Annotated in this window: 17 protein-coding genes and 1 pseudogene; 9 read left to right on the top strand and 9 right to left on the bottom strand. The window is 63.0% G+C overall.

The window, feature by feature from the left end:
- From E5W87_RS16825 to E5W87_RS16790, 8 genes and pseudogenes are all read left to right on the top strand, one after another.
- Nucleotides 1-701: FAD-dependent oxidoreductase (locus tag E5W87_RS16825; protein WP_292399546.1), on the top strand; the 701-nt coding region annotated here is incomplete at its 5' end.
- Nucleotides 670-867 (top strand): sulfur carrier protein ThiS, encoded by a 198-nt coding sequence (thiS, locus tag E5W87_RS16820; RefSeq protein WP_292399543.1) that lies wholly within the window; start codon nucleotides 670-672, stop codon nucleotides 865-867. The genes E5W87_RS16825 and thiS, both read left to right, overlap by 32 nt.
- Before the next feature lies 1 nt (nucleotide 868).
- Nucleotides 869-1,642 (top strand): thiazole synthase, encoded by a 774-nt coding sequence (locus E5W87_RS16815; RefSeq protein ID WP_292399540.1) that lies wholly within the window; start codon nucleotides 869-871, stop codon nucleotides 1,640-1,642.
- A complete protein-coding gene (locus E5W87_RS16810) occupies nucleotides 1,639-2,244 on the top strand; it encodes a thiamine phosphate synthase (RefSeq protein WP_292399537.1) in 606 nt (201 codons plus the stop codon). Before E5W87_RS16815 ends, E5W87_RS16810 begins: the two co-directional genes overlap by 4 nt.
- Entirely contained in the window at nucleotides 2,235-3,050 is an 816-nt protein-coding gene (locus E5W87_RS16805) for a hydroxymethylpyrimidine/phosphomethylpyrimidine kinase (RefSeq protein WP_292399534.1), read from the top strand. The genes E5W87_RS16810 and E5W87_RS16805 overlap by 10 nt, the downstream gene beginning before the upstream one ends.
- A 315-nt stretch (nucleotides 3,051-3,365) precedes the next feature.
- Nucleotides 3,366-4,274, top strand: a complete 909-nt coding sequence (locus E5W87_RS16800; protein WP_292399531.1) for a tyrosine-type recombinase/integrase — start codon at nucleotides 3,366-3,368, stop codon at nucleotides 4,272-4,274.
- Nucleotides 4,275-4,277: 3 nt separating this feature from the next.
- Nucleotides 4,278-5,469 (top strand): annotated as a pseudogene (locus tag E5W87_RS16795) (IS91 family transposase).
- A gap of 68 nt (nucleotides 5,470-5,537) precedes the next feature.
- Nucleotides 5,538-5,696: a hypothetical protein gene (locus E5W87_RS16790; protein WP_292399528.1), complete on the top strand. Its 159-nt coding sequence runs from the start codon at nucleotides 5,538-5,540 to the stop codon at nucleotides 5,694-5,696.
- 367 nt (nucleotides 5,697-6,063) lie between these two features.
- On the opposite strand, the gene E5W87_RS16785 is transcribed toward E5W87_RS16790, so the two are convergent.
- From E5W87_RS16785 to E5W87_RS16745, 9 genes are all read right to left on the bottom strand, one after another.
- Nucleotides 6,064-7,221, bottom strand: coding sequence for an IS110 family transposase (locus E5W87_RS16785; RefSeq protein WP_292399525.1), 1,158 nt, complete (start codon nucleotides 7,219-7,221; stop codon nucleotides 6,064-6,066).
- 134 nt (nucleotides 7,222-7,355) lie between these two features.
- The gene (locus tag E5W87_RS16780) at nucleotides 7,356-8,096 is read right to left on the bottom strand and encodes an amino acid ABC transporter ATP-binding protein (protein WP_292399523.1); all 741 of its coding nucleotides are present in this window, start codon (nucleotides 8,094-8,096) and stop codon (nucleotides 7,356-7,358) included.
- A complete protein-coding gene (locus E5W87_RS16775) occupies nucleotides 8,093-9,067 on the bottom strand; it encodes an amino acid ABC transporter permease (RefSeq protein WP_056585052.1) in 975 nt (324 codons plus the stop codon). The genes E5W87_RS16780 and E5W87_RS16775 overlap by 4 nt, the downstream gene beginning before the upstream one ends.
- 56 nt (nucleotides 9,068-9,123) lie before the next feature.
- The gene (locus E5W87_RS16770; protein WP_292399516.1) at nucleotides 9,124-9,957 is read right to left on the bottom strand and encodes a transporter substrate-binding domain-containing protein; all 834 of its coding nucleotides are present in this window, start codon (nucleotides 9,955-9,957) and stop codon (nucleotides 9,124-9,126) included.
- A gap of 261 nt (nucleotides 9,958-10,218) precedes the next feature.
- On the bottom strand, nucleotides 10,219-11,049 hold the full coding sequence (locus E5W87_RS16765) for an alpha/beta hydrolase (RefSeq protein ID WP_292399556.1): 831 nt from the start codon (nucleotides 11,047-11,049) through the stop codon (nucleotides 10,219-10,221).
- A 2-nt stretch (nucleotides 11,050-11,051) separates the two neighbouring features.
- Nucleotides 11,052-12,128, bottom strand: coding sequence for an LLM class flavin-dependent oxidoreductase (locus E5W87_RS16760; protein WP_292399514.1), 1,077 nt, complete (start codon nucleotides 12,126-12,128; stop codon nucleotides 11,052-11,054).
- 31 nt (nucleotides 12,129-12,159) lie between these two features.
- Entirely contained in the window at nucleotides 12,160-13,671 is a 1,512-nt protein-coding gene (locus tag E5W87_RS16755; RefSeq protein ID WP_292399511.1) for an aldehyde dehydrogenase, read from the bottom strand.
- Nucleotides 13,672-13,693: 22 nt separating this feature from the next.
- Nucleotides 13,694-14,671 (bottom strand): flavin reductase family protein, encoded by a 978-nt coding sequence (locus tag E5W87_RS16750; RefSeq protein ID WP_292399508.1) that lies wholly within the window; start codon nucleotides 14,669-14,671, stop codon nucleotides 13,694-13,696.
- A gap of 175 nt (nucleotides 14,672-14,846) precedes the next feature.
- Nucleotides 14,847-16,646 (bottom strand): helix-turn-helix domain-containing protein, encoded by a 1,800-nt coding sequence (locus tag E5W87_RS16745; RefSeq protein WP_292399504.1) that lies wholly within the window; start codon nucleotides 16,644-16,646, stop codon nucleotides 14,847-14,849.
- A 163-nt stretch (nucleotides 16,647-16,809) separates the two neighbouring features.
- Between E5W87_RS16745 and E5W87_RS16740 the strand changes: the two genes are divergently transcribed.
- A partial coding sequence (locus tag E5W87_RS16740) for an amino acid synthesis family protein (protein ID WP_292399501.1) occupies nucleotides 16,810-17,014 on the top strand: 205 nt, incomplete at its 3' end.

The following is a 17,014-nucleotide window of genomic DNA, read 5'->3' as shown; positions in this document are numbered from 1 at the left end:
CCAGCCGCACCTCGGGACATCGGCGTGTCGATGACGATGAAATCGTGTTGCTCGAGCCCGACCTCGCCGGCCGCTTCCGCCGCGGACTGCTCTTCCCCGACGAAGCCCATCTCGACCCGCGTCAGGCGATGGCGGCACTTCATGACAGGCTGGCGGCGATGGGCGTCGAGTTCCACTTCGGCGCCGACGTTTCGGCTGTTTCCGGTTTCGATCGCCAGATCGAATGCACGGGAATGACGGCGGGCGATGACCGACTGCGCGGCGTTCGCGGCGAGATGCTGATCCTGAATACGCCTGATGTCTCGCTGTCGCGCCCAGTCAGGCTGCTTCATCCGCGCTTTCCGCTTTATACGGTGCCACGCACCGACCACCGTTTCATGGTCGGCGCGACGATGATTGAAAGCCAGTCCGTCGGACCGGTCACGGCGCGATCGATGATGGAGCTGCTGGGTGCCGCCTATGCCCTCCATCCGGCCTTTGGCGACGCCGAGATCGTTGAAACCGGTGTCGGTGTCCGTCCAGCCTTTCCCGACAACCTGCCGCGCGTAGAAACGAACGGCGAGATCATAGCGATCAACGGGCTCTATCGTCATGGCTTTCTCCTCGCCCCCGCCATGGCGCGCCAGGCTGCCGACCTGGTTTTCAGTCACAGAACCAAGGAGCTTGCCCATGAAACTAATGGTCAACGGCGAAACGCATGAGATTGCCGCCACCACGCTGGCGGAGCTGCTTGCCGCGCTCGACTATGAGGGCGATTGGCTGGCGACCGCCGTCAACAGCGACCTGGTGCACAAAGCCAACCGGGCGGAGTTCCGATTGAGCGACGGTGACCGGATCGAAATCCTCTCGCCCATGCAGGGAGGCTAGCATGTTCGATCTTTTCGGGACGACACTTCCCTCCCGCCTGCTTCTCGGCACGGCTCAGTATCCTTCGCCGGCCATCCTTGCCGATGCGGTCAAGGCGTCGGGCACGTCGATGGTGACCGTGTCATTGCGACGTGAGATGGCAGGCGGCAGGGCCGGCGAAAAATTCTGGTCGCTGATCCGCGCGCTCGGCACGAGAATCCTCCCCAACACCGCCGGCTGCCATTCCGTCAAGGAAGCGGTCACCACCGCGAAAATGGCGCGCGAAGTGTTTGGTACGAACTGGATCAAGCTCGAAGTGATCGGCAACCACGACACGCTGCAACCGGACGTATTCGGCCTGGTCGAAGCCGCCCGCATCTTGTGCGAGGACGGTTTTGCGGTATTCCCCTATACCACCGACGACCTTGTTGTCGCCGAGCGGCTGCTTGCGGCGGGCTGCAAGGTCTTGATGCCGTGGTGCGCACCGATCGGTTCGGCCCTCGGGCCGATCAACATGATGGCGCTGTGCTCGATGCGCGGCCATTTCCCTGGCGTCCCGCTGATTGTGGATGCAGGCCTCGGGCGGCCATCGCACGCGGCAAGGGTCATGGAACTCGGCTTTGACGCCGTGCTCCTGAATACAGCAGTCGCCAAGGCGGCCGATCCAGTCGGCATGGCGCGCGCATTCGGCAAGGCGGTCGAAGCCGGCCGTGAAGCCTTTCTTTCCGGAATACTCGAACCGCGCGAGCTCGCGGTTCCGTCGACGCCGATATTCGGCAGGGCGGTTTTTTCATGAAGCTCGATCCCTTCTACCTGATCGTCGAGAGCGCTGCCTGGATCGAGCGGCTGGTGCCGCTCGGCGTCAAGCTGGTGCAACTCCGCATCAAGGCCATGGATGAAGCCGGGTTGCGCGCGGAGATCCGCAAGTCGAAGGCCTTGTGTATCCAACACAAAAGCCAGCTTATCATCAATGATCATTGGCGCCTGGCAATCGAGGAGGGCTGCGACTTCGTGCATCTCGGCCAGGAGGATCTGCAAACCGCCGACCTCTCGAGGATACGGTCAGCCGGTGTCAGGCTCGGGTTGAGCACGCATGATCACGTCGAGCTGGAAACGGCCATGTTTGCCGAGCCCGATTATGTCGCGCTGGGTCCGATCTATCCCACCATCTTGAAGAAAATGAAGTGGGCGCCGCAAGGGCTGGAGCGGATCAGCGAGTGGAAGCGGCGGGTGGCGCCAATCCCATTAGTCACTATCGGCGGCCTCAACCCTGGCCGCCTCGACGGCGTCTTTGAAGCTGGCGCCGACAGCGCCGCAGTGGTCACCGACATCACTTTGAGCTCCGATCCCAAAGCGCGCACCAGGGAGTGGATCGAAAAGACGGACCGATGGCGATGAGACGAGAACCGCATGTGCTTGTCGTTGGCGGATCGGATTCCAGCGGGGGTGCTGGAATAGCACGCGATATCGAAACGATCGCATCCATTGGCGTGCGCACCTGTCTGGCCGTCACAGCGCTAACGGTGCAAACGCACGACGCCGTGATGGAAATTCATCATTCTCCACCAAGCCTGGTCGCCGATCAGATGCGCGCCGCGCTGCAGGCCAACGAAGTGGCGGCCATCAAGATCGGCATGCTGGCGACTGCCGAGATCATTGTTGCCGTTGCCGCAGTGCTGCGCAAATTTCCGCAAGTGCCGGCAGTACTCGACCCTGTGCTGGCCTCCACCTCAGGCCGGGCGCTCCTAGAGGCAGGCGCTATCGCTGTCATGAAGCGCGATCTGATGCCGCTTTGCTGCCTTGTCATGCCAAACCTTCCCGAACTGGCGCTCCTTATTGGCTCCGAACTGGCAGTGGATGAGGACGGTGCGCTCCAACAAGGACAAAGATTGTTGGCCGCCGGCCCTCAGGCCCTGCTGATCAAGGGCGGCCATGCATCGGGACCCCGATCGACCGATATTCTGTTGCGCCGCAACCAAGAGCCAATCCGCTTCGACGCACCGCGCCTTGCCGGATCGATGCGCGGAACGGGATGCATGCTGGCCAGCGCGATCGCCGCGCATATGGCGAACGCGAGATCGCTGGAAGACGGCGTGCGCGAAGGCAAGCTGTTTGTGTTCGAGAAGCTTCAGAAAGGCCGACTGAATAGCCACGACGTTCTGCGTCCAGCCAAGCAGACCCATTTTCCAAAATTTTTCCCGTAGCGAGACTAGAGAAGGCGCTACTACCTCTCTATCCATCCTTGCGACGCTGTGTTCCACACTGCCCTTTATGCGACTTTTCGAGCACAAACCAGGAACATCTGGGCGTTTTCCATTCATCGCCTAAGGCCAATTTCGCGCTGGAAAAAACAAAATGCGGGAGTTCAGAAATGGCCGCAACGGGCCGAAGAACGAACCCGCTGCGCGGGAGGGGCGCTTGCGGTTGAGGTAGAGATCGAGAACCGGTCGTCGCGCTCGCGTTGAGCGTCGTTCGGCGGGAGCAGAGCATGGCGGGCTTCTTCAACAAGGAGCCTGACCATGCACCATCCCGTTCTCGATGCACCCGTCAGCCCGCTGCGCCAGCGGCTGATCGACGACATGAACATGCGGCGTTTCTCACGCGAGACGCAGCGCAACTATCTCCGCGACATCGGACGTCTGGCGACATTCCTCGGGCGTTCACCAGACACCGCTACCGCCGACGACCTGCGCCGGTTCCAGATCGAGCAGCAGGAGGACGGCGTTCCCGTGCCGACGATGAACAGCATCGTGTCGGCGCTGCGCTTCTTCTTCACCCAAACGCTCGACCGCCCGGATCTGGCGCGCCGGCTCGTCCGGCTGTCGCATCCGCGCAACCTGCCCGTGGTGCTCAGTCGCGACGAGGTCACCCGGCTGCTCAACGCCACCACCTGTCTCAAGCACCAGGCCGCACTGTCGGTTGCCTATGGCGCGGGCCTGCGTGTCGCCGAGGTGTCGATGCTGAAGGTCACCGACGTCGACAGCGAGCGCATGCTGCTGCGCGTCGAGCGTGGCAAGGGCGGGCGGTATCGCAACGCCATGCTCTCGGAGGATCTGCTCACGCTTCTGCGTGAGTGGTGGAAGGTCGGACGTCAGCAGGGCGTGATGCACCGCGACGGCTGGCTGTTCCCCGGACAGCACGCGATGAAGCCGATCAGCACGCGGCAGCTCTATCGCATCGTCGTCGAGGCGGCCCAGGCCGCCGACATCGCCAAGCGGGTCGGGCCGCACACGCTGCGCCACAGCTTCGCCACCCACCTGCTGGAGGACGGCACCGACATCCGCATCATCCAGGTCCTGCTCGGGCATGCCAAGCTCAACAACACCGCCCTTTACGCGAAGGTGGCGACCCGGACGGTGCGTGCCGTGACGAGCCCGCTCGACAAGCTCGGGCTGTTCAAGCCGGGAGAGGGCTCGCCCGACATCTGAGCCGTGCGCGCCTCGATCGAGGTCGCCGACATCTTCCGTGCTGCCGGCCCCGCCTATCGGGCCGCCCATGCAGGTCACCTGAGCCTCACCCAGCTCAAGGTCATGTCGGCGATCGAGTATTGCCGCACCGCAGCCCTTGGCGGTCACGTCGAGGCTTGCGAGGACTGCGGCCAATGGCGGATTGCCTACAACTCCTGCCGCAACCGGCACTGCCCGAAGTGCCAGGGCGCGGCCGCACGGACGTGGTTGGCCGAGCGCGAGGCCGACCTGCTGCCGGTCGGATACTTCCACGTCGTGTTCACGCTGCCCGCCGAGGTCGCCGACATCGCGTTCCAGAACAAGGCGATCGTCTACGACCTGCTTTTCAAGGCGGCAGCGGAGACTATGCTGACTATCGCCGCCGACCCAAGACATCTCGGCGGGCGCATCGGCATCACTGCGGTGCTCCACACCTGGGGATCGGCGATGACGCACCATCCGCACCTGCACATGATCGTGCCGGGCGGCGGCATCGCGCCAGACGGAAGCCGCTGGATATCTTCTCGGTCGGCCTTCCTGCTTCCGGTGCGCGTACTCGCAGCTGTTCCGACGGCTCTTCCTCACCCGGCTGGTCGCGCTGCACGATGCAGGACGGCTCGCCTTCTTCGGATCGATGGCGCACCTGTCCGAGCGGCAGGCATTCGTGCGGCACCTGTCGCCGGTCCGCAAGAAGCGCTGGGTGGTGTACGCCAAGGCGCCATTCGCCGGGCCGGAGGCGGTGCTCGCCTATCTGTCCCGCTATACCCACCGGGTCGCGATCTCGAACAGCCGGCTGATCGCCTTCGACAAGAGCGGCGTCACCTTCCGCTACAAGGACTATCGTCGTGACGGCCCCGATCGGCAGCAGGTCATGACGCTCGCAACCGACGAGTTCATCCGCCGTTTCCTGCTCCACGTCCTGCCACGTGGCTTCCATCGAATCCGTCACTACGGCCTGCTCGCCGGCTCGGCCCACAAGGCTAGCCTCGCACGCGCCCGCGAACTGCTGAACTTCGCTGCGCCGTCCGAGGACGACAACTCGGTAGAACCGACTGACGTCCGGCCGACATGCTCGTGCTGCGGCGGACGCATGATCATCATCGAGACGTTCGAACGGTGGAGACAGCCGCGCGGACCGCCGAACACCACGGCGACGAACCGGGAGAACTCTCCATGAACCGGCATGGAATGCTCCAGCCTTCAGCCGCAGGCACTCAGCCTCCGGCAACGGACCCACGCGTGTCCATGGTGATCATCGACGCCGAACGGGTCGCGTCCGGCCGCGCGACGAGCCGACAATACCGCGTGGCTGAAAGGCGAAGCGGTCCGTCCGCATCAAACGCACCGATTCCCGGCGGCGGTCGCGACATCGCCGACACCAGCCGCAAATCGAAATCCCCATAACCATCGCCTGTGGCCCGCGGGTTCCTTCCTCGGGGGCTTTCGTACGCCTGCCGGCGCCCGAAACTCTTATATGGGGATGGTCAACCACAAACGGCGTCACGTCGACATTGTCATGTACCTCCGGGGCAATCCGTAGATCCATTCGATGAGTCCGTTTGCGTGACGCGGTTCGCGAGCGAACCCAGTCCACCTTATATTCGGTCAGGCGCAAGCACCTGTTCCATGATCCCGCTTGCGGCGGATTCGGACCCAAGAGACGAAACCATTCTTCAGCGGCGGCTGTTTGAGGCCATGAGTTTCGTCGGTTCGTCTACCGAGGATCTGCCAGGCCTGATCGGTCCTGGAGATTGTTATGATCGACTGGCGTCTACGCTGATGGTTTCGTCAGGAGAGCTCCTTCTATAACGACTCCGGCGTTCACATATTTCCACAGCGCAACAAGCAGTTTCCGAGCCAGGGCGATGATCGCCGTCTTCTTGTACCGGCCACCATTCTGGATGACACGCGCCCTGAACCACTGGCTGAGTGCGGAATTGGGTTGATGGCGCACCCAGAGCCACGCAACCTGGACAAGCGTCGACCGGAGCCTAGGATTGCCGGATTTCGAGACTCCCTGCTCGCAATTAATCTGCCCACTTTGCCAGGGCGTGGGCACCAGACCAGCGTAGGCGGCAACCTGTCGTCGATTGTCAAACTTGCGCGACAATCCCTCAGACCATAGGACGGCCGCGAACTCCGGACCTATTCCCTTGAGGCTGAGCAGCAGGGCCGGCGTTGGCTCATCTGCCGCGACGAGCAAGGCGTCGCGTGCCTCTTCAACCTCCTTGATCTGCTGGATCAGCAACTCGATGCGATCAAGCTCGCGGCTGATTTGCGCCATGAGCGCCGGCGGCAGTGGACGCCCGTCTCCGGTAATGAGCGCGTCGAGGCATTTACGTCGATCGCTCTTCAATGGTTCATATCCGGACACACCTTGGCTGAACAGAAGGCCCTTAATCCTGTTGACGTGCCTGATCCGCTCGTTTGTCAGCGCCTTCCGCTCTCGCACCAACCGGCGACGGTCTTCCTCCTCCGGCGTTGGCACTCGCAACATCGCGCAAACCCGAGGCTCGCCGCGGTTGTAGGCCAACAACGCTCGAACCAGTGCTTCCCCGTCAATCCTGTCGGTCTTGGCCCGCCGACGGCGTCGCGATGTGGCAATGGATGCCGGGTCGACGACATAACTCTCGATGCCTTCGCGTTCGAGGACCCGATGTATCCAGAATCCATCCAGACCAGCTTCCTGGATTGATATGACCCGGAAACTCTGCCCTGTCCGCACTTCCGCCTTTCGCTGCAGCTCTGCGAAGTGATCGAGCAAACCCGGAATGTCGCCCCCCGACACGAGGTGTCTCGACATTCTCTCGCCCCCACCTGGCGAAAGCGAAGTCACGAGCCATTTTGAACGAGACAGTTCTAACGAGACAAATATTGCGGCAAGGTCGACGCGGATAGCGGTCGGGGCTTTGGTGGCATTGGCTTGCATGCTGACCTCCAGGTGATGTTTGGCGACTTCACTCTGGCAGAGCGCTGATCGCCTTCCATCCCCATAGGATCTTCACGGAAGCTGACTGTCAGCTTTTCGAAAACGACGTGAAAAAGCAGCCTTTTTCTGGAAGTCTAATGCTTCAAAATCTGGCTGAGGAACAACTTCGTTCGATCATGGCGAGGGCGGCTGAAGAACTCGTCGGGCGTGCCCTCCTCGACGATCTGGCCGGCGTCCATGAAGATCACCCGGTCGGCGACCGCACGCGCAAAACCCATCTCGTGCGTCACACACACCATGGTGATGCCGTCGCGAGCCAATCCCGTCATCGTCTCTAGAACCTCGGAGACCATTTCGGGGTCTAGTGCGGAGGTCGGTTCGTCGAACAGCATGACAGCCGGCTCCATGCACAGGCTGCGGGCAATCGCCACACGCTGCTGCTGGCCGCCGGACAGCTGGATGGGGAACTTGTTCGCCTGCTCGGGAATGCGGACCCGCTCGAGGAACCTCAGCGCGGTCTTGCGCGCATTCGCGGCCGAGACACCTTTGACCCACATCGGCCCGGCCATGCAGTTCATCAACACCGTCATGTGCGGAAACAGATTGAAGTGCTGGAAGACCATGCCGACATTGGAGCGCACGGCGGCGTTGGTCATCTTGCCGTGTAAGGCAACGCCGTTGATGACGATGTCGCCCACTTGATGCGCCTCCAGGCGATTGAAGCAGCGGATGAGCGTCGATTTGCCCGAGCCAGATGGGCCACAGATGACGATCCGCTCGCCCTTGCGGACCGTCAGGTTGATGTCCTTCAGCGCGTGGAACTGGCCGTACCATTTGGAAACGGCCTTGGCTTCAATGATGGCCGGAGCCCTCATCGCACCTTGCTCCTGTGGTAATGCCGTTCGATCCGCGACTGGATCAGTTCGAGGCAGATCGACAGCATCCAGTAGATCATGGCTGCCGAAATCAGCATCTCCATGTGCTGGAAGGTTTTCTGGCCAAGGGTGCGCGCCAGGAACATCAGCTCCCACACGCCGATGACCGAGACCAGCGAGGAATCCTTCAGCATCGAGATGAACTGGTTGCCCGTCGGCGGAATGATGACCGGCAGCGCCTGCGGCAGGATGATGCGACGCATGGTCAGCGCGAAGCCGAAGCCCATGGAGCGCGACGCCTCCCACTGGCCGCGATCGATGCTCTGTATGCCGGAGCGGAAGATCTCGGTCATGTAAGCGCCGTAGCAGAGTGAAAGCGCCAGGATGCCGGCAGGCACGGCGTTGATGACGAAGCCGAGTTGCGGCAGGCCGAGATAGATCAGGTAGACCTGCATCAGCAACGGTAGGCCGCGGAAGAAGGAGGTGTAGAAGCTGGCAATGGCAAAGGCAAAGCCATTGTTGGAGAGTTTGGCGACCGCGCCCGCCACCGCGATGACCGAAGCGATGACGATGGAAATCGCCGAGACGTAGAGGGTGGTGACGACGCCCTGGCTGATCAGGAATGGCAGCTTCTCTCTGATAAAGGGCAGGCTGAGATGGAACGTCTCGAAGAATGCGATGAACAGGAGCAGCAGCTCGAGCCAGACGATGCCGATCTGGAACTTGAGCGGCGCGAAGCCGATCAGCACGACGTTCAAGGTGAAGATCACCGCTATGGCGAAGGCAATGGCAAAGCGGCCGTAGAGGCCACTCACCGACGGTTCGCCGATCACCGGACGCATCAGTTCAGCGAAGCTGGTGCCCGACATGTTGAAAGCCATGAAGAGAAGCAGAACGACGCCGAACATCGTCGCCACGAACCAGGGTTTGTGGACGAGGATTTCGGCTTCGACGGTATCCGGATAAAGCATCTTTTGAGCACCGGCTGTTCGGCGGCCTGCCGGGGGGCAGGCCGCCTTTGAAGGGGCTAGTTCGTCTTCGAATAATCCTGCCCGTACCACTTTTCGGAAAGGTTGCTCAACGTGCCGTCCTCCTTCATCGCTTTCACGGCGTCGGCGATCTTGGCGGAGAGTTCGGGATCGCCGCGCTCGATGGCGATCGCCAGCGGCTCGTAGAAGACCGGATCGCCCACCTGCTTGATCGGGTAGCCGGCCTTCTCGGCGTCGAGGATCGACGGCAGCGAAGAGACCACTGCGTCCAGGCGCACGCCGTTCCCGAGGCGAAGGTCGTCAAAGGCGGTCGTCGAATTCTCGTAGGAGTGGACCTCCTTCGGGTTAAGCTTGTATTCGAATGGCGGCGCGCCGGCGGCGTCGAGCGTCAGATCCTTCTTGGCATAAGCCTCGAAGGTGGAGGTGCTGGTGGCGCCGACCACCTTGCCGTCGAGATCGGCCAGCGTCTTGGCCTTGCTGTCCTTGTGCACGGCAACGGCCGCCGGTGTGTAATAGTAGACCGCAGGAAAATCGAAGATCTCGGCGCGCTTCTTGGTCGGCGTCATCGAGCCTGCATGCATGTCCCAGCGCCCTGCCCAATGGCCGGCGGTGATGATGTCCCAGCCGGGCGTGATGAACTCGACCTTGACGCCGAGGTGCTTGCCGATCGCCTTGGCGACGTCGACATCGAAGCCGTCCAACTCGTTGCTGGCATTCACGAAGGACTGCGGCGCCCAGTTGGCATCGGTCGCCACCTTGAGCGTGCCGGCTGCCATCACGCGATCGAGCACCGCGCCTGCGTGAGCACGATATGCGCCAAGCGCAAGCGCCACTGCGGCTATCGTCACGTGTCGTCTGTTCCAGAATGTCATGTGTGTATTCCCCTGTTGTTGTTCAGTCTCTTGCGGTCACGATGGTTCAGCCAGCAGTGACTCGCAATTTCGTGCCGACCAGGTCGGCGTCCTCTCCCAAAGGCTCGTGGATTTAGCGACGTTGCGGCCGGTCCGGTCTTCCGATGTCGCGGAGCATGTTTGTCGTCGCCATTCCAACGATCACTGGGAAGGTCCGGTCCCGCTGCATGCGAGCCCTCGTACAGAGGCTGGTGTGCGACGTTGTCTTTCGCATCGCGAAGGCTACTGTTCATTGGCGGCGGCCTCTTTCCCGCGGTCAGTGTCCAATAGGAAATCGCCCATCACGGCGGCAACCCGAGCCGGCGCCTCGATAAGGATCGAATGACGAAGGCCGGGCAGGATGGCGAGTTGCGACCCTTGCACCTGTTCGTGCATCAGCCGTGCCATCCGCGGGCTGGAGCCCTGATCGTCCTCGCCGGTCACGATCAGCGTCGGGCAGGCGATGCGGTCGAGAATGCCGCCAAAATCGGTCTCGGCCAGAACGCGATAGGCGGCCGCATAGCAGTCGCGGTCGTTTTCAGCGTTACGCCAGCGCAACTCGGCGATGACCTCCGGGTTGCTGTCCTGAAAATCCTCCGTCAGCCAGCGCGACAGCGAGGCTGCATGATGCACTGAGGCATCGCTCGCCATCAGCGCCGCCAGCCGGCCACGCACCGCGTGCCGTTCCTCGGGCGTGCGGCCGGCGACCGTCGACAGCAACACCAGTTTTTGCAGGCGCTCGGCATGCGTCAGCGACAGGCGCTGCGCGATCAGGCCGCCCAGTGAAAACCCGGCCAGATGGAAGGTGGCAAACCCGACATGGTCGGCCAGCGCCAGCGTCTCCTTGACGAAATCGTCGATCTCGTAACGGCCTTTGACCCGGCTGGAGCGGCCATGACCGCGCAGGTCGAAGGTGAGAACCGCGAAGCGATCTTTCAGTTGCCCGGCCACGCCATTCCAGGCTTCGAGGTAGGAGCCGACGCCATGGATGCAGACCAGCGGCACGCCGCCATCGCCATCGAGACGCCAGTTGAGCAGCACGCCCTCGACATCGAGCTGGCCGGAGCGCGTCATTGTCACGCCCTCGCCGCCTGGCGCGCCCTGTCGCGCTCGCGCGCGGCAAAAACCGGCATCACCTCGTCTACCCACAGCTTGATCGTCTTCTTCTGCAGCTCGAACGGCAGGTTGAACGTCAGGCCGAGGCAGTACTGGTCAACGCCCGCCGCTTCATAGTCGAGCAGCTTCTCGATCACCTCGTCGGGCGTGCCGAACATCAGGTTGCGGAGGATGTTCTCGGGATTGTAGTTGTCCTTGCCCTTGACGCTCTCGTAGGGGACGGCTTCGGGGAAGCCGTTTTGCACCGTGCCGATATTCTGGAACAGGTTCTCGAAGGCGCGGCCGTAGTCGATGGCATGCCCGACAGCAATCTCCCAGTCCTGCGCCCGTTCGTAGACACAGGTGCGCCGCTGCATCATCAGGCGTGGGCGCGGCACCTCCGGATGATCGGCGACGGCCTTGCGAAATTTCTCGCCGAGTACGGCGATCTCGGCCGCCGGTGCCGACAAGGGCGTCGACAGGATCGAGGCACCGATGCCCACCGCCCAGTCGAAGGTTCCCGGGTCGCGCGCGGCCACCCAGATCGGCGGATGTGGCTTTTGCAGCGGTTTCGGCACGCCGGCGGCAAGCGGGAACTTCCAGTAGTGGCCGTCATGGGCATAGTCCTGCGCCCACAGTTTCTTCACCGCCGGCACCAGCTCCTTCAGATAGGCAACGCCTTCCTGTTGCGGCATGCCGCCGGCCATGCGGTCGAACTCATATTGGTACGAACCGCGCGCGATGCCGAACTCCAGCCGCCCGCCGGTCAGGTGATCGCAAAGTGCGGCCTCCCCTGCCAGGCGGATCGGGCTCCAGTATGGAGCGACCAGCGTCGAGGTGCCGAGCCGGATCTGCTCGGTATGCTGGGCAAGCCAAGTCAGCGTCATCAGCGGGTTGGGAGAGATCGTGCATTCGATCGTGTGATGCTCCGCCGTCCACAGGGTCTCGAAGCCACCCTCGTCGGCTAGACGCGCCAGCTCGAGCAGATTGCTCTTCACCTTCGACATCGGCATGTCGGGCGAGAAGCGTTCCATGGTCAGCGAAACGGAGAATTTCATGTCGGTCTCCCGGTCGTTGCGTCGGGTTTGGTCAGCGAAGGCGGATAATGAAGGGGTCCTGCATGGCGCCGGAATAGTCGATGACGACGTTCTTCAGGCGGGAGAACTCCTCCATGGCGTCGAAGCCGCCGCGCCGGCCATAGCCGCTCTCCTTGAAGCCGCCATTGGCGGACATGAAGGAGGAAGCGCGGTAGGTGTTGATCCAGACCGTGCCGGCCTCGACATTCCTGGCAAAGCGCAGCGCGCGGTTGATGTCCCGGGTCCAGATTCCGGAGGCCAGCCCATAGCGGGTGTCATTGGCGAGCTGGATCATCTCGTCTTCCGACGAGAACGGCATGACACCGACAACCGGACCGAACAGCTCCTCCTGCATGAAGTCCATGCCATTGTCGGCATCGGTCATGACAGTCGGCTCGAAATACCAGCCGCCGGCAAGCTCGGCTGCCTGCGGCCGCCGGCCGCCGGCCGCGATGCTGGCGCCCTGGCGCACGCCGGAAGCGACATAGCCCTCCACCTTTGCAAGCTGCGCCGCCAGCGCCAGCGGGCCTATATCGGTGTCCTCCAGCGTCGGCAGCCCGACCCGCACGCGCCTTGTGCGCTCGACCAGCGCCTCGACGAAGCGGTCGTAGACGCTGGTCTCGACGAAACAGCGCGAACCGGCGACGCAGGTCTGCCCCGCGGCCGCGAACACACCGGACACGACGCCATTGACGGCATGGTCGATATCGACGTCGCCGAAGACGACATGCGGCGACTTGCCGCCGAGTTCCATCGAGCAGGGAATGAGATTCTGCGCCGCATTGGCGGCAATCCGCCGGCCCGTCGCCGTCGAACCGGTGAATACGAGTTTTGCAATGCCTGGATGTCGCGTCAGCGCGTCCCCCGCCACGGCGCCGGTGCCGGTGACGACATTGACGACGCCAGCCGGGAAGCCGGCCTCCATGATCAGCTCGGCCAGAGCGAGCGTGGAAGCACTGGCATGCTCGGACGGCTTGACGACCACCGTGTTGCCGAGCGCCAGGCATGGCGCCAGCGTGCCGGTGAGCAGCATCAGCGGCGAGTTCCATGGCGTTATCATGCCGACGACGCCGATCGGCTCGCGCAGGTTGAAATTGAGCATGTCGAGCTTGTTGACCGGAATGGTGTCGCCGAGCAGCTTATCGGCCATCCCAGCGAAATAGGTGTAGCTGTCGGGCATGGAACGCATCTGCGCCCGCATCTCCTTGAGCAGCTTGCCGTTGTCGCGTGTCTCGATCAGCGCCAGCTCGTCGGCATGCTCCAGCACCAGCTCCGCCAGCCGGCGCACCAGCCTGCCACGGTCGGTCTGGGTCATGCGCCGCCATGCTGGATTGGCGAAGGCTGAGCGTGCTGCCTCGACAGCCGCGCCGACATCGTCGGCGCCGGCCTCGGCGAACTGGTACCAGGGCTTGCCGGTGGTCGGGTCGAAACTGTCGATGTACTGCCCGTCTTTCGGTGACACGAACGCACCGTTGATGAACAGGTTCTGGCGTGAGCCTTCGAGCGATCCGAGCGTCGTTTTCATGCTGTCTGTCCTGCGTGGAGCATCATTCGGACGCGGCCTGCGTCCACGATTGCGACTGGCCGTCGATCATGGCGACGCGGCCGCCATCGCCGGTGTCGATGTAGATGCCGAAGCGCTTGTCCTGGCGCTCGAGCGCATAGCGGCGCAGCATGGCGCGCAGTTCATGCGTGGCGATCCGCTCATAGGGCAGCGCGTCGACGGAAAAGAAGGCGTGGCCATCCGGAAGTGGGGTTTCAGCGCTCTCACGGCTCAGTTCGGCACGGTAGATCAGATAGCCCGGGTCGCTGTCGGCGACGTCGACCACCGAATAGAGGAAGGTGTTTTCTGGAACGAGGCTCAGCGCCTCACCGCCATCGAGGACGAGCTGACTGTCGGCCTTGCGGCGGCGCGCCGTCGGCAGCACCCAGCTTCCCTTGCCATCGGTGCGCAAAAGGATGCGATCGCCGGCTTCGACCAAATAGCCGATGATCATGTCCTGCGAGGCCAGCCAGCCGGCAGGCAGCGGATCCTTCACGCTGGCGTAACGGCCGCGGCAAAATCCGAGCGGCGCCGATGGGCTGGTTCCGAAAGCCTGAACCTGGCCGATCAGGATGATGTGGTCGCCGGCCTCGATGCGGTTGTGAACGGTGCAGTCGAACCATGTCAGGCTGTCGGTGAGGATCGGCGCGCCGGTGTGGGCGCGGTCATGGTGTACCGACTGGAACTTGTCCGCCGCCTTCGATGCGAACACCGAAGAGATCTCGGCCTGGCCTTCATGCAGGAAATTGACCGCGAAGAACCGCGTTTCGTTGAATGCGGGAAAGCTCGCCGCCGCCTTGCCGACGCAGACCAAGAGCAACGGCGGGTCAAGCGAGACCGAGGTGAAGGAGTTGGCGGTCATGCCCCGCGGATTGCCGCCGCAGTCCCGCGTGGTGATGACCGTGACGCCGGTGACGAAGGTGCCGAAGGCACGACGCAGGGCGATCGGGTCGATCGTCCTTTGTGCCACCGCGTTCGCCATTGCTTTCCTCCATAGTGTCGGATGAAAGCTAGGCAAGAGACGGCCGGCGTTCTTCCTCCGGTCTGTAGGAAAGATGTCGGGGCGTGCTGCTGCCATCCCGAGCAAGTGCAGGTGCAGCGAGCCTGTGCTTGCGGCGACTGCCGCGTCGCAACAGTGGTGGCGAGGTCAAGAGAGTCTAACGGACTGTCGGCACGCGGCTGTCGATGATGCCACTGAGACGGATCGCGAGTTCAACCGCGAAGCGCTGTTCGGGCGTGTCGAGACGGATGCCGAACAGTTCCTCCATGCGCGACAGGCGATAGCGTAAGGTGGTGACATGCAGGCCGATGGCGTCGGCGCAGGCTTGGCTGCGGCAACCCTCGCGCACATAGGCAAACAAAGTGTCCAGATAGGGCGTGCCGTGATCGCGGTCATGCGCGATCAGGGCGCCCACACTTTCGTCGACGAAGCCGCGCACGTCGGGAGCGTCGGCGGCGGCGACCAATATCGGCAGCGGACCGAAATCCTGGCCGGCAAAAACGCCGGTGCGCCCGAAGGAACGGCCGATCCGGATCATGCGGTGGCACCGCTCCCAGGCGATGGGATAATCGGCCAGCGCGGCACAGGCCTCCGAAAGCACCACCACCGGTTCGCGTTCGAAATAGCGGCCAAGGCCGGCCGCAATCTTGTGCGGCAATTTCGCGAAGCGCGCGCCATCCTGGCCGGCATCGGCCGGGACAAGACAGACAAGCCCATCCTCCACCGCGATTGCCGTGCCGGCAATGCCTGCCTGCTGCAGCAGACGCATGAGCTCATGATGCGGATCGGCAAGGCCGATGGCACCATCCTTCGCCTGCTCGGCGAGATCGACGACGATCATCTTATGCGCAACGGTCAAGTCGAGCCCCAGCCGGCGGGCGCGATTGACGGTATCGGCCTCGTCGCGCCACCGGCGCTCCGCCACCTCCAGGAAAAGCTCGGTCAGCGAACGCGTCTCGAAACGGAAGCGCACGAAGCTGCGCATCATCTGCACGCTGAGCGCGAATTTGGTGCTGTCGAGCAGCATCTGATCGAGTTGGCCCGATGCCTGCGCCGTCGGGAAAATCATCAGTGCGCCAACCACTTCGGCGTCGATGGTAAGCGGCTCGTGGCGCACCGAAAGCTTGAGCTGTCGCTTGCCGTCATCGACGAACAGCGTCTCGGTGTGGCGCGCGTCGGACGCGCCGCGCGCTATCTTGAAGATCTGCCGGCTAAGCGTTCCGCTCACCGCCTGCTGCCAGGAGGCGGCGTCGAAATGCGCCTCGCTCGGGGAACGGCCGGCGACAACCAGATTGGCATGGAAATCGATCACCACCACCGGATTGGGTAGCAGCTCGCTGACTTTTTCGGCGAGCGAGACCACCGATCCGTCCGACAAGGCTTGCTGCAGAAGCGAGGTGTGCGCTGAGAGGGCGCGCTGCAGACGCTCGCCGGCCTGCTTCTCCTGGCGCAGCCGATGCTGCTTCTCGACCGCGATCTCACCCAGATGCACGATCATGCCGATGAAGGCGATATCCTCCGCCGTCACTTCGGTGATTTCGCGCGAAACGACGGTCAGCACCATCGGCCGGCCGTCTTCGTCGACGCAGTTCATCGGCATGACCAGAACACTGCGGTAGTCGCGCTCGAAGGCTTCGCGGCGGTAGCCCGGAAACTCCTCCGACACCCGCGCGTCCCTGATGTAGACCGGCTCATTGCGGTTGAGCGCGACGATCGAGGGACTGGTGGCCAGTTCCCAACGATCGGGCAGCGTGCGGTGAATGAGCGTCGGGTCGTGGCGCACGATGACATAGGCGTGGCCGTGCGGGGCGTCGATGCCCATGATCGAGCCCAAAGTCCATTTGGCATGACGACAGGCCGCCAGCACGAGGTCGCGCAGCACGGACTGGAGATCGCCGCCCGAATTGATGAGGCTGGCGGCATCCCGCAACGAGAGAATTTGCGACTCGTGGTCCACGCCTGATCTTCCGCCACTCGCGAAGGCGAATTTAAGCCGTCGCGGATATACGAACGCTACACCGCTTCCAAGCGGGGCGCACGCCGTTTCTTCCTACGAACCGGAGGAATACCCGCCGATTGGCGTGCATTAGATTTGAGCTTCCACCTGGAGAGGCCAAATCATGGAATTGCGAAAAGTCAGCACCTTCATCGAGGAAGTGCACATCGAAGGCGGCAAAGCGGGTGCAAGGCCGGTAACCTCGATCGTGGTGGCAGCCGTCCTGGGCAATCCATGGGCCGGGCGCGGCTTCGTGGAGGATTTGCGGCCGGAGATTGTCGCCATCGCGCCCCGGCTGGGGCAGGAACTCACGCGCCGCCTGATTGGGT

The sequence above is a fragment of the Mesorhizobium sp. genome (genome assembly GCF_004962925.1).
GTDB lineage: Bacteria > Pseudomonadota > Alphaproteobacteria > Rhizobiales > Rhizobiaceae > Mesorhizobium.
The sequence above is the reverse complement of the archived record's forward strand: the minus strand, read 5'-3'. Positions and strand labels throughout refer to the sequence as shown.

Bases quoted from the DNA above. Each gene is read 5' to 3' on its own strand.
- E5W87_RS16800 (WP_292399531.1), top strand. From the start codon at position 3,366: ATGCACCATCCCGTTCTCGATGCACCCGTCAGCCCGCTGCGCCAGCGG.
- E5W87_RS16760 (WP_292399514.1), bottom strand. From the start codon at position 12,128: ATGAAATTCTCCGTTTCGCTGACCATGGAACGCTTCTCGCCCGACATG.
- E5W87_RS16755 (WP_292399511.1), bottom strand. From the start codon at position 13,671: ATGAAAACGACGCTCGGATCGCTCGAAGGCTCACGCCAGAACCTGTTC.
- E5W87_RS16775 (WP_056585052.1), bottom strand. From the start codon at position 9,067: ATGCTTTATCCGGATACCGTCGAAGCCGAAATCCTCGTCCACAAACCC.
- E5W87_RS16805 (WP_292399534.1), top strand. From the start codon at position 2,235: ATGGCGATGAGACGAGAACCGCATGTGCTTGTCGTTGGCGGATCGGAT.
- E5W87_RS16785 (WP_292399525.1), bottom strand. From the start codon at position 7,221: ATGCAAGCCAATGCCACCAAAGCCCCGACCGCTATCCGCGTCGACCTT.
- E5W87_RS16810 (WP_292399537.1), top strand. From the start codon at position 1,639: ATGAAGCTCGATCCCTTCTACCTGATCGTCGAGAGCGCTGCCTGGATC.
- E5W87_RS16780 (WP_292399523.1), bottom strand. From the start codon at position 8,096: ATGAGGGCTCCGGCCATCATTGAAGCCAAGGCCGTTTCCAAATGGTAC.
- E5W87_RS16815 (WP_292399540.1), top strand. From the start codon at position 869: ATGTTCGATCTTTTCGGGACGACACTTCCCTCCCGCCTGCTTCTCGGC.
- E5W87_RS16770 (WP_292399516.1), bottom strand. From the start codon at position 9,957: ATGACATTCTGGAACAGACGACACGTGACGATAGCCGCAGTGGCGCTT.
- thiS (WP_292399543.1), top strand. From the start codon at position 670: ATGAAACTAATGGTCAACGGCGAAACGCATGAGATTGCCGCCACCACG.
- E5W87_RS16790 (WP_292399528.1), top strand. From the start codon at position 5,538: ATGGTGATCATCGACGCCGAACGGGTCGCGTCCGGCCGCGCGACGAGC.
- E5W87_RS16765 (WP_292399556.1), bottom strand. From the start codon at position 11,049: ATGACGCGCTCCGGCCAGCTCGATGTCGAGGGCGTGCTGCTCAACTGG.
- E5W87_RS16750 (WP_292399508.1), bottom strand. From the start codon at position 14,671: ATGGCGAACGCGGTGGCACAAAGGACGATCGACCCGATCGCCCTGCGT.